General features: G+C 64.4%; 8 protein-coding genes and 1 pseudogene. All 9 read left to right on the top strand.

Going from position 1 to position 12,328, the window contains the following annotated elements:
• Positions 1-244: 244 nt before the first annotated feature.
• Positions 245-730 (top strand): annotated as a pseudogene (locus tag N800_RS16560) (hypothetical protein); the annotation flags it as partial.
• Positions 731-1,141: 411 nt separating this feature from the next.
• Positions 1,142-1,645: a hypothetical protein gene (locus N800_RS16370; RefSeq protein ID WP_232227677.1), complete on the top strand. Its 504-nt coding sequence runs from the start codon at positions 1,142-1,144 to the stop codon at positions 1,643-1,645.
• 125 nt (positions 1,646-1,770) lie between these two features.
• Positions 1,771-3,819: a class I SAM-dependent DNA methyltransferase gene (locus N800_RS14380; RefSeq protein ID WP_036140192.1), complete on the top strand. Its 2,049-nt coding sequence runs from the start codon at positions 1,771-1,773 to the stop codon at positions 3,817-3,819.
• Positions 3,816-4,949, top strand: a complete 1,134-nt coding sequence (locus tag N800_RS14375; protein WP_036140190.1) for a restriction endonuclease subunit S — start codon at positions 3,816-3,818, stop codon at positions 4,947-4,949. The genes N800_RS14380 and N800_RS14375 overlap by 4 nt, the downstream gene beginning before the upstream one ends.
• Before the next feature lie 25 nt (positions 4,950-4,974).
• Positions 4,975-8,211: a type I restriction endonuclease subunit R gene (locus N800_RS14370; protein WP_036140188.1), complete on the top strand. Its 3,237-nt coding sequence runs from the start codon at positions 4,975-4,977 to the stop codon at positions 8,209-8,211.
• 210 nt (positions 8,212-8,421) lie between these two features.
• The gene (locus tag N800_RS14365; protein ID WP_084087728.1) at positions 8,422-9,603 is read left to right on the top strand and encodes a two-component system sensor histidine kinase NtrB; all 1,182 of its coding nucleotides are present in this window, start codon (positions 8,422-8,424) and stop codon (positions 9,601-9,603) included.
• Entirely contained in the window at positions 9,600-11,177 is a 1,578-nt protein-coding gene (ntrC, locus tag N800_RS14360; RefSeq protein WP_036140186.1) for a nitrogen regulation protein NR(I), read from the top strand. The genes N800_RS14365 and ntrC overlap by 4 nt, the downstream gene beginning before the upstream one ends.
• Positions 11,174-11,749, top strand: coding sequence for a superoxide dismutase family protein (locus tag N800_RS14355; protein ID WP_036140184.1), 576 nt, complete (start codon positions 11,174-11,176; stop codon positions 11,747-11,749). Before ntrC ends, N800_RS14355 begins: the two co-directional genes overlap by 4 nt.
• Complete coding sequence (locus N800_RS14350) at positions 11,746-12,225, top strand: GNAT family N-acetyltransferase (protein ID WP_036140181.1); 480 nt, start codon at positions 11,746-11,748, stop codon at positions 12,223-12,225. The genes N800_RS14355 and N800_RS14350 overlap by 4 nt, the downstream gene beginning before the upstream one ends.
• The last annotated feature ends 103 nt before the right edge of the window (positions 12,226-12,328 follow it).

Genomic DNA, 12,328 nt, shown 5'->3' with positions numbered 1-12,328 from the left:
ACCGTCCGTGATTTCGGGGTAGAACCCTCACCACGGCCGCTGTATGCGGGGAAGTTGTCAACCTCTTTGATCGCGCTGCACAGCACGCCTCAGATGCAGGCCGCGTGGAGATTATCAAGTCCGACGTTGAGCAGGCGTACTACCCCAAGGCTGAGCTGGAGACTCTCTGGCAGGACGTTCGCGAGTTCTGGATCGCGTATAAGTCGCACAATCCAGCAGAAGTCTCACGTCTTGCTACGGAGATATGGGTGTAGGACAAGTCCCCCGAATAGCGCCCCCCAGAATGCTAATCCACAACTGGACACCTTTGCCGCCACTGCCTCTGAGGCGGGACGAGGCATCAGGGACGACGGAGTCGCTGTATCACTATGCCCTCCGAATGTCGGACATATGCGGCGTATCGATCCATCTCCTCGCATCGATCCTTAAGAACGAAGCCGGGGAGCAAGGCGCACGCATGAGTGCACAGTACATGTCGAGCTGGATCGGGCCCAGAAGTCATTACAAGGGGCTGATGGAATCCCTTATGAAGCTCACTGGGCAACCCGACCTATATCGTGGGACTTTCCATAACGTAGCAGGCGTGTTGGGTCGGCAAGGCCTTTCCACGCGGGACGGTCGAGAGCACCAAAGGCGCTGGTGTCCCCGTTGTTACCTTGAATGGGACGAAGGGACCAGCTTCGAGCCTCTCCATCTGGCGTTTTCACAACTATCCATCTGCCCAACACATGGTGTATTGCTCGAAGGTAGGTGTTCTCAGTGCGGCGCAGCGCAGTCATTCCTAAGGTCGTATGCGAGCAGGCGCAACTGTCAAGCGTGCCGCTGTCCATTGGGTCATTCGGGCGAGTGGCGCGAGCTTGAGGCGTTTCCTAGGTGGGTCGACGGAGTGCTGCGGCGATTCGGGTGCTACGTTTCCGCTCTTGACGATCCAATACCGGAAATGCGCATTGAAGTCTTCATGGCAGGGCTTCATAAGCGGATTCTCTCGGGCGAAAGGCTTCCGCCTGCAGTTCGCGGGTATCTGTGGAACAGAGTTAACAGCCGTAGGCGCCATAACGCCCTGCCGACTCTGACTCAGTACTTGAATCTCTGTGCCTTCCAAGGCTGCGAAATCGGGGACATCTTGGAGCGACCTGAAGAGGTGTCCTCTGCCTTTCTGTTCGATCGCGCCGATGGTTTCACTCAAGTGCCTCTGAGGCGGCGGGACATTCAAGGCAACCTCGCCATGATTGGGTCATGCATGGACCGTCTATGTTCGGACGCAGAAGTCCTGCCGCCACTGGCGCTCCTTTGTCGCGAGTTCGGCGTCTGGGCGGACGTGGTCCGGGAGCACTATCCCGACCTCCACCACAGATACCGGTCAAGGTACTTGGCGCAGAATGGGGAGTTCTCCCGTACTCACGTCAAGCGAGCACTCGAACGGGCTCTTCAAATTGTCAAAATGAATGAATGCGCCAGCGGACGCGAGCGTCAGAAGGACATTGCGCTCCAGGTGATGCAGGTGGTCCAGGTGGCCCCCGAGCTTGCAATCCAATGCGCAAAGTCGATTACGGTCGTGCGGGAGTTCTCTAAGCGCATCCCGTCGACGCGTGTGGATTTCCCCTTCAACCTCCAGGGTATGGATGCGTGGCAGAGCGGGAAGTGATCCCGTAACCCCGCCCTGATGGTAATAGCCGGATTCGCCGGTGTTCGAGCGCAGCCACAGTGACAAGGCCTCGGCAGGCTTGGCCTGCCTATGCTTGTGGCTAGGCATTTGCCACAATCCCCGGCATGAGCCAACTCCAGAATATCGAAGCCATCGAGAAGCGCCTTTGGAGCGCTGCTGACCTGCTACGCGCCAATTCCGGCCTGGCAAGCAATGAGTATTTCATGCCCGTTATGGGGCTTATCTTCCTGCGGCATGCCTATAGCCGGTTCCTGGCAGTTAAGCCCCAGATAGAGACCGGGCTGCCCAGCCGTGGCGGCAAGGTTCGCGCCCTGACCAAGGAAGACTTCAGCCAGCAGGGTGCCATCTTCCTGCGGCCCGAAGCTCAATTCGACCATCTGGTCAGCCTTCCGGATTCCGCCGACCGCGCTGCCGCCATCATCGCCGCGATGGAGGGCATCGAAGCCGACTACGCCGCCCTGCGCGGCGTGCTGCCCAAGGCGGACTACCAGAAGATCGGCAACGAGGACTTGGGCGAGCTGCTGCGCAAGCTCAACCCGGAGGAGCTCAAGACCGCTAGCGGCGACATCTTCGGTCGCATCTACGAATATTTCCTGACCCAGTTCGCCGACCAGGGCGCGCACGACGGCGGCGAGTTCTTCACGCCCATCTCCATCGTGCAGATGATCGCCAACCTGATCGAGCCCGAGCGCGGCAGCGTGCTGGACCCGGCCTGCGGGTCCGGCGGCATGTTCGTGCAGAGCGCCAACCTGGTGGAGCGCAACCACGGCGACCCCAGCAAGGCGCTGACCTTCTGGGGCATGGAGAAGAACGCCACCACCATCAAGCTGGCGCAGATGAACCTGGCCGTGCACGGGCTGCAGGGCAACATCGCCGAGGCCATCAGCTACTACAGCGACCCCCACGAACTGCTGGGCAAGGCCGACTACGTGATGGCCAACCCTCCGTTCAACGTGGACGAGGTGGACGCGGAAAAGGTCCGCAACGACCCGCGCCTGCCGTTCGGCCTGCCCGGCGTGAACAAGGCGGGCAAGGTCAGCAACGGCAACTACCTGTGGATTTCCTACTTCTACAGCTACCTCTCGGCGCAAGGCCGCGCGGGCTTCGTGATGTCCTCGCAGGCGTCCAGCGCGGGGCGCGACGAAGCCAAGGTGCGCCAGAAGCTGGTGGAAACCGGCGACGTGGACGTGATGGTGGCCATCCGCGGCAACTTCTTCTACACCCGCACCGTGCCGTGCGAGCTGTGGTTCTTCGACAAGGCCAAGCCCGCGCAGCACCGCGACCACGTGCTGATGCTGGATGCCCGCAACGTCTACCGCAAGGTGACGCGCAAGATCTACGACTTCAGCCCGGAGCAACTGGCCAACCTGACCAGCATCGTCTGGCTTTACCGCGGCCAGCAGGGCCGCTTCCTGGCGCTGGTGCGGGAGCATCTGCTTGCCTGCATTCAGGCCGCCTTGGCCAGCCAAGCCCCGCTGCGCGAGGCGCACGGGGCGATGGCCGCGTGGGCCAATCTGCTGCGCAGCCCCCTACAGGAGGGCGACGCGCTGACGGCGCAGGTGGCGCTGGACGAGGCCGTCGCGCAGTTCAACCGGGACTTCGCAGCCTTCAACACCCAGGTCAATGCCCTCGCTGCCGACGGCATCCCAGACGGTGCGGGCAACACCGAGCTCCACGAAGCCGCAGCCCGGCTGGCGCCGCTGGCCGACGCTAGTCGCGACCTGGTCAAGGCGGTGGATCACCTCTACAAGCTGGCCGGGCATGCGCTGGACGCCAAGCAGGGCGACGCCAACAGCCGCGACCTCAACCGCCAGCGCAAGGCCGCGGACGAGGCCCGCAGGGCCGCGGTGGACGCTCTGAAGCCGGTGCGCTATTTCCACCGGCAGGCGCTGTGGCTGCAGGAACGCTTCCCGGAGGCCGAGCTGCGCGATGTGCCGGGGCTGGTGAAGCGGGTCAGCCGCGCCGAGATCGAAGCCAATGACTGGTCGCTGACGCCCGGCCGCTATGTCGGCGTAGCGCCGGAGGAGGTGGACGAGGACTTCGACTTTGAGGCTGCGCTGCGAGATATCCACGTCGAGCTGACGGGGTTGAACGAGGAGGCGGTGTCGCTGGCGGCAAGGATTGCGCGCAACTTTGAGGAGCTTGGCGCGTGAGTTGGAAGGAACGTCGTTTGGGCGACGTGCTGACGCTTAAGCGTGGCTACGATCTGCCCGAAGCACAGCGTAGGCCTGGGGATGTTCCGGTCATCTCGTCATCCGGAATCACCGGATCGCACAACATGGCGATGGTCGCAGGGCCAGGTGTGGTGACGGGGCGATACGGAACGATGGGCGAAGTGTTCTACGTCGAAGGCGACTACTGGCCGCACAACACTGCACTGTATGTTCGTGACTTCAAGGGGAACAATCCTCGTTTCATCGCGTACTTCTTGAAAAACGCGCTACGCGGGACGAACAGCAACAAAGCTGCCGTCCCAGGCGTGAACCGCAATGATCTGCACGAACGTAAAGTCTGCTCGCCTGATCTCGAAACCCAAGGTCGCATCGTCGAACAGTTGTTGCCGATCGACGACCTGATCGAAAACAACCGCCGCCGCATCGCGCTGCTGGAGCAATCAGCCCGCCTACTGTACCGCGAATGGTTCGTGCACCTGCGCTTCCCCGGCCACGAACACGTCAAGGTGGTGGATGGCGTGCCGGAGGGGTGGGCTATCAACTCGATCGCCGAAATGTTTGACACTACGAGTGGCGGAACACCGAGTCGGTCGGTCCCCGAGTATTTCGTTGGCGACATCAACTGGGTCAAGACGCAGGAGCTGGATGAGCTTTTCATCTTCGATACTGAAGAGCACATCTCAGAAGCGGCGCTCAAGAACTCGGCTGCAAAACTCTTTCCGGAAGGGACTCTATTAGTCTCGATTTACGGCGGTACGAATATCGGCAGTACGGGGTTGTTAGCCAAGGCCGCTGCCTCGAACCAGGCGTGCGTTGCATTGATGCCGAAGCGGCACCCTGACGATGTCCTATTTGCCCAGAAGTGGCTGCAAGAAAATCGCGGCCACGTGGTTGGGCTTGGGCAGGGTGCGGCTCAAACAAATATCAGCCAACAAACGCTGCGCAGCCAGAAGATGCTTGTGCCAACTGTTGAACTATTGGATGAGTTCGTCGGTGCCATCAAACCCATGTACCAGCAGATGGCAAATCTTTGCCAGCAGAACACCAAACTGCGTGATGCCCGCGACCTCCTGCTCCCCCGTCTGATGAGCGGCGACCTGGCGGTTTGATAGGCTGGGCACAGGGGGCTTCCGCATGGCGTTGAACGAAGACACGCTGGTCCAGCAGACCACCGCCGACTACCTGCGCGATGCGCTGGGTTGGCGCAGCGAGTACGCCTACAACACCGAGGTGCTGGGCCCGGAAGGCAGCTTCGGGCGCAGGAGCGAACAGGAGGTGGTGCTGACCCGCATCCTGGGCGATAAACTGATCGCGTTGAATCCGGGCCTGCCCGACGCCGCCTACCGGGATGCGCTGCGCCAGATCGTGGAGGTGGGCGCCGGCCTGCGCGGCATGGCGGCCAACCGCGAGAAATACCAGCTTCTCCGCGACGGGGTGAAGGTCAGCTACCGCAAGCCCGACGGCACGCTGGAAGCGCGCACCCTGCGGGTGTTCGACTTCGATACCCCGGAAAACAACGACTTCCTGGCCGTGCGCGAGCTGTGGGTCAAGGGCGAGTTGTACCGGCGCCGGCCGGACATCATCGGCTTCGTCAACGGCATCCCCCTACTGTTCATCGAATGCAAGACCATCCACAAGAACCTGCGTAAGGCCTTCGATCAGAACCTGAAGGACTACCAGGACACCATTCCGCACCTTTTCCACCACAACGCCTTCCTGTTGCTGGCCAACGGCAGCGAGGCCAAGGTCGGCGCGCTGGGCGGCAAATACGAACACTTCCACAATTGGAAGCGGCTGGAGGAGGCCGAGCCCGGCGTGGTGGACATGGAAACCCTGCTGAAGGGCGTCTGCGACAAGCGCAACTTGCTGGACCTGTTCGAGAACTTCATCCTGTTCGACGACGTGGGCGAGCGCACCATCAAGATCGTGGCGCGCAACCACCAGTTCCTGGGCGTGAACCGCGCCATCCGCGCCGTGGCCAACCGCGCGCAGAACCAGGGCAAGTTAGGCGTGTTCTGGCACACGCAGGGCAGCGGCAAGAGCTATTCGATGCTGTTCTTCACCCGCAAGGTGCATCGCAGGGTGGGCGGCAACTACACCTTCGTCATCGTCACCGACCGCGATGACCTGGACGGGCAGATCTACCAGACCTACGTGGGCTGCGGCGTGGTGGGCGAGGGCGACGACGCCCGTGCGGCCAGCGGCGCGCACCTGAAAGCCCTGCTGGGCCAACACAAGGGCTACGTCTTCAGCCTGGTGCAGAAGTTCAACGAGCAGGTGGAGCCGGACAACCCGTATTCGCGGCGCGACGACATCATCGTGATCAGCGACGAGGCACACCGCACCCAGTACGGCACGCTGGCGCTCAACATGCGCAATGCCCTGCCGGGCGCCAGCTACATCGGCTTCACCGGCACCCCGCTGATGGGCGACGACGAGGTGACGCGCCGGGTCTTCGGCGACTACGTCTCCACCTATGACTTCCAGCGCGCGGTGGACGACGGCGCCACCGTGCCCCTGTACTACGACGCCCGCGGCGAGAAGCTCAAGGTCGCCACCGACGACCTGAACCAGCGCATCGCCGACAAGCTGGCCGAGTTCGAGGACGAGCTCAACGCCGATCCGGACGCCCAGCGGCGGCTGGAACAGGCCATGGGCCGCGATTACCACGTCATCACGGCCGGCGAGCGCCTAGACCGAATTGCCCGAGACTTCGTGAAGCACTACGCCGAAGGCTGGGAAAGTGGCAAGGCAATGTTTGTATGCATTGACAAGCCGACCTGCGTGCGGATGCACGGGCTAATTGAAAAGTATTGGACCGAGCACATTCATGCGCTGACCATCGAGAAGAATCGGGAGTCAGACCTCCAGGCATTGGCGCAACGTGAGCGCCAGATCAGGTGGATGGGCGACACCCGCTTTGCTGTGGTAGTGAGCGAGGAGCAGGGCGAAGTTGAGCGGTTCCAGAAGCTAGGTCTGGATATCAAGCCGCATCGGCGGCTCATGAAGGAAGGCTGGAGCGTACCCGGCGCGCCCAAGCCGCTGAGCATGGAGGATGCCTTCAAGAAGGCCGACCACCCGTTCCGCGTGGCGATTGTCTGCGCGATGTGGATGACAGGCTTCGACGTGCCGACCCTGGGCACGCTGTACCTGGACAAGCCCCTCAAGGCACACACCCTGATGCAGGCCGTCGCCCGCGCCAACCGGGTAGCGGAGGGCAAGACCAACGGCCTGATCGTGGACTACTGCGGGATTTTGAAGAACTTGCGGCGCGCGTTGGCCACCTTTGCTGGAATGGGTGCGGACGGCGTGACGGGCGATGGCGAGGGGAAAGATCCCGCCCAGCCTGAGGAGGCATTGCTCGATCGACTGGATGCCTCGCTTGCCGAGCTTTCTGTGTGGATGGATAAGCGCGGGATCCCACTGTCGACAATCCTGGATAGTGTTGGGTTCGCACGCAACAAAGCCATCGTGGACGCCAAGGAATCCATCAATGAGAACGACGAGGTGCGAAAGCGCTTCGAGCTCATGGCCAGGGATGTTGCAAGCCGTTTCAAAGCCTGCGTTCACGTCGATGGGGTTAATGCACGACGTGTCCGCGTAGACGTGGTCAATGTCGTCTATAAGAGCCTGCAGCAGGATGTGGAAAAGACAGACATCAGCCACATCATCAACGCACTTCGGGGTGAAGTGGATTCAGCGATCGTGACGGCCGAGCCGCCGGAACTTGGGCCGGATGGTCGATCGCTCAACGATCGGCATCTCTTCGATATCAGCAAGATCAACTTCCAGCAGTTGCTGAAGGAGTTCCAGACCAGCCCGCGAAAGCACACGATCGTGCAGAGCCTAAAGGCGATCATCGAGTCGCGCTTGGCCCGGCTGCTGAAGTTGAATCCCCTGCGCAATGATCTGCAGGCGCGCTACGAAGAGATCGTGGCCGAGTACAACAAAGAAAAGGATCGAGCCACAATCGAAGCAACTTTCCAGCATCTCACCTTGCTGACTGAGAAAATGAGCGAGGAAGAGCATCGGGCCGTGGAGATGGGCTTGGACGAAGAGTCCTTGGCCCTGTTCGACCTGCTTCGCAAGCCCGATCTGGACAAGGTCAGCATCGAAAAGCTGAAGACGGTGTCGACGGGGCTGCTTTCGACCGTGAAGGCGCGTTTGGCGGAGATATCCAACTGGCAGGCCACGGAGACCAACCGGGATGCGATTCGCGTCGTGATCCATGACTATCTCTACGCCGACGCCACCGGACTTCCGGTCGATACCTACGACGAGGAAGATATCGACGCCCTGGCGGGCGATGTTTTCCGGCATGTCTGGAGGGCATACCCGACATTGCCATCGCCCGTCTATGCGAATAGTTGAGGCTCAATCAGCTAGACGCATAGGTATATTTTCATAGATATCAGCAACATGCTGTGTTTTCCTGCGTCTCGCGGTCGCCCGCCCCAACCATAGTTCGAACAGCGGGAAACAACCAAACGTCCAACAAAGTGTCGGAACTTTGGTTGTGTGCCCACTTGGCCGGGCTTCTTGCATGGTGTCGCCGGTGTCAGCTTGCACTATATTGGTGCAATGCCCGCCCCCCTCCCCGAACTGGATAGCCTGACCACGCCGCTGGCGTGGCTGGACAGCGTCGGCGTCATCACTGGCTGCAACCAGGCCTTCGCGCGCTGGCTGGGCGTCAGTGCGCGCCGGCTGATCGGCTGGCCGCTGGTGGGCCTGGACGGCGGCGATGAGCGCCTCGCCACTGCCTTGGCCCGCGTGGCCGACGAAGAAGGTGCTCCGCTGCGGTTGCGTCGGTTGGGCCTGGGCTTTGCCGATGGCGAACCGCGCTTCGCCGACCTGTGGCTGAGCCGCCGCGACGACGGCGGCACCCTGGTCGAAGTCCATCCGGTGGATGAGTTCCCCGGTGAGGACCCTGCGCAGGTGCTGCCCTCCGCGTTGTCGGCGGCGCTCAAGGGCCTCGCCCACGAACTGCGCAATCCACTGGCCGGGGTGAAGGGCGCCGCACAACTGCTCGCGCGCCGCGCCGCTGCGCGCGACGCCGATGACGAACGCGAACTGCTGGCGCTGATCGACGGCGAAGTCGCGCGCCTGACCGGCCTGCTCGACCGCCTGCTCAACCCTGCGCCGCCACGCGCGCATGCGCCGCTGAACATCCACGCCGTGCTGGAGCGCGTGCTGCGCCTGGCCGAGGCCGACGCCGGTTGGGCCGTGCAGCTGGTGCGCGATTACGACCCCAGCCTGCCGGAGTTCGACGGCGATGCCGACCGCCTGCAGCAGGCGCTGTGGAACCTGGTGCGCAACGCCATCGAGGCCGGCGCGACCCACGTCACCCTGCGCACCCGCGCCGAGCATGGCCTGCGCCTGGGCGACGAGATCCATCCCATCGCCCTGCGCCTGGAGATCAGCGACGACGGCCGCGGCGTGCCCGAAGAGCTGGCCGAGCGCCTGTTCCTGCCGCTGGTCACCGGCCGCGCCGAAGGCACCGGCCTGGGCCTCGCGCTGGCGCAACAGGTCGCGCGCGAACACCGCGGCACGCTGGTGTACCGTTCGCGGCCCGGGCACACCGTGTTCACCCTGCACCTGCCGATGCGACAGGCCGCGCCCGCGGTCGAAGGTACTACCACGCTCGAAACGGAGGCCGATCTCGCGTCCGCTGCTGGCACAACTCCTGCCGATACAGAAGTGGCAGGTACCGAAGGGGATAGCGCTGGCAGCGTCCCCACGCCGCGAGGAGACCGTGAGCCATGAGCCCCACGCATCACGGCCGCATCTGGGTGGTGGACGACGACCGCGGCGTGCGCCTCGTGCTCGCCACCGCGCTGCGCGATGCCGGCTATACCGTCGACGCGTTCGAATCCGCACGCGATGCGCTCACCGCGCTCGACACCCGCGCCGTCCCCGACCTGCTGTTCACCGACGTGCGCATGCCCGGCGATGACGGCCTCGTCCTGCTCGACCAGCTCAAGGCGCGGGTGCCGCAGCTGCCGGTGATCGTGATGAGCGCGTACACCGACGTGGCCAGCACTGCCGGCGCGTTCCGCGGCGGTGCGCATGAATTCCTGTCCAAGCCGTTCGACCTGGACGAAGCGGTCGCGCTCGCCGTGCAGGCGATCGTCCGTCGCGACGAAAGCGCCGAGGACGCGGCGGCCGAGGCGCTGGCCGAGCCCGAGGTCGCGCCCGATGCCGCTACCACCCTGATCGGCAACACCCCGGCGATGCGCGCGTTGTTCCGCGCCATCGGCCGTCTCGCGCAGGCGCCGCTGTCGGTGCTGGTCACCGGCGAAACCGGCACCGGCAAGGAACTGGTCGCGCGCGCGTTGCACCGCGAGTCGCCGCGCGCCGAAGGGCCGTTCGTCGCGCTCAACACCGCCGCCATCCCCGCCGAACTGCTCGAGTCCGAACTGTTCGGCCACGAGGCCGGTGCGTTCACCGGGGCCAACAAGCGCCACATCGGCCGCTTCGAACAGGCACACCGCGGCACGCTGTTCCTCGACGAGATCGGCGACATGCCGTTGCCGTTGCAGACGCGCTTGCTGCGCGTGCTGGCCGAAGGCGAGTTCTTCCGCGTCGGCGGCCGCGAACTGATCCGCGTCGACGTGCGCGTCATCGCGGCCACGCACCAGGACCTGGAAACACTGGTGGCCGCCAGCCGTTTCCGCGCCGACCTGCTGCATCGCCTGGACGTGGTGCGCCTGCGCCTGCCGCCGCTGCGCGAACGCCGCGAGGATATCCCGCTGCTGGCCGAGCGCTTCCTGGTGATGGCCGCGGCGAAGTTCGACGCGCCCGCCAAGCGCCTGGCCAAGCCGGCCGTGGCCGCGTTGATGGCCCACGCCTGGCCCGGCAACGTGCGCGAGCTCGAGAACGTGTGCTGGCGTCTGGCTGCACTGGCGCCGGGCGAAACCATCACCCGTGCCGACGTGGACGCCGCGTTCGGCGGTGCCGGCTTCGTCGAAGCGGCGGGCACGGCACGTGCGTCGGCCACCGGGACGCATTCCGGCGGCGGCACGCTCGCCAGCCGCGGCAGCAACATCCCCCCAGCGGCGACTACCACCGCGGACGCGATCGACGAAACGGACGAAGCCGCCGCATGGCGCGGCCCACTGGCCGATTGGGTCCACGCCCAACTCGCGACCGGCGCCGACGACATCCACGCCCGCGCGTCCGCGCTGCTCGACCGCACTTTGCTCGCCGCCGCGTTGGCCCACACCGGCGGCCATCGAGGCGAGGCCGCCACCCGGCTTGGACTGGGGCGTAACACCCTCACCCGCAAGCTGGGCCCGGGCCGCCGTCGCCCCACGCCCTCTCAAGGAGACCCCGAATGAAGCATGCCCTCGCTACCGCCCTCGCCACCGCCCTGCTCGCCGCCTGCGTGACCACCGCGCCCACCACGGCGGACACGGACCCACAACCCGCGCCGGCGATGGCCAACCGTTCGACCGTCGCTGGCGCCAGCGTCGTGCTCGCCCCAGCATCGGCCAGCCTGGTCAGCGGCAAGCTCACGCTGATGCCGATGAGCAGTGGCTTACACCTGCGCGGCGAGATCGGCGGCCTGGCACCCGGCAGCACCCACGCCATCCACATCCACGAGAAGGGTGATTGCAGTGCGGCCGACGCCACCAGCGCGGGCGGCCACTTCAATCCCGCAGCCAAGCCGCACGGCCGCGTCGGCCACGGTGACCACCACGGCGGCGACATGGACAACATCACGGCCAACGGCGAGGGCGTGGCCGCGGTCAACGTGCACGCCGAGGGCGTGGTGCTGGGCGGTGGCGCAGCCAATGACGTGATCGGTCGCGCGGTCATCGTGCATGCGGCGCAGGATGACTACGCCACGCAGCCTACGGGCAATGCTGGCGCGCGCGTGGCGTGCGGGGTGATCAAGGTTTCGCCATGACACTGCGTATTCGCGAAGCGCATGCCGCCGACGTCGAGTTGCTCGCGCAATGGGCGCAGGCCATGGCCTGGGAAACCGAGCACAAGAAGCTCGATCCGCAGACCATCCACGCCGGCGTCGCCGCCGGTGTCGCCGATCCGGCGAAGGCGCGCTACTTCATCGCCATGCACGAGGCGACCGTCGCTGGCCACGAGACCATCGCCGAACCGGTTGGCACGCTGATGCTCACCCGCGAATGGAGTGACTGGCGCAACGGCGACTGGTGGTGGATCCAGAGCGTGTACGTGCCTGAATCCCACCGCCGCCAGGGCGTGTTCGCCGCGCTGTACCGCCACGTCGAGCAGCTCGCCCGCGACACCGACGGCGTGGTCGGACTGCGCCTGTACGTGGAGCGCGACAACGCCGTCGCCCACCGCACCTACGAAGCCCTCGGCATGAAGGACGCCGGCTACGACCTGCTCGAAGCCGAGTTCTGAGCGCAGGCCATTCCCCGGCGCGTCACTGCAGCCCACCCCTCTTTCCTTCGCCCGCGCGAAGCGCAAACCACCTCAACGTTTCCAGCGGGAGTGTCATGCCCCC

The organism is Lysobacter daejeonensis GH1-9 (genome assembly GCF_000768355.1).
In the GTDB taxonomy this organism is placed as follows: domain Bacteria; phylum Pseudomonadota; class Gammaproteobacteria; order Xanthomonadales; family Xanthomonadaceae; genus Aerolutibacter; species Aerolutibacter daejeonensis.
Note: the sequence above shows the minus strand (reverse complement) of the source record. Positions and strands in the feature narration are given on the sequence as shown.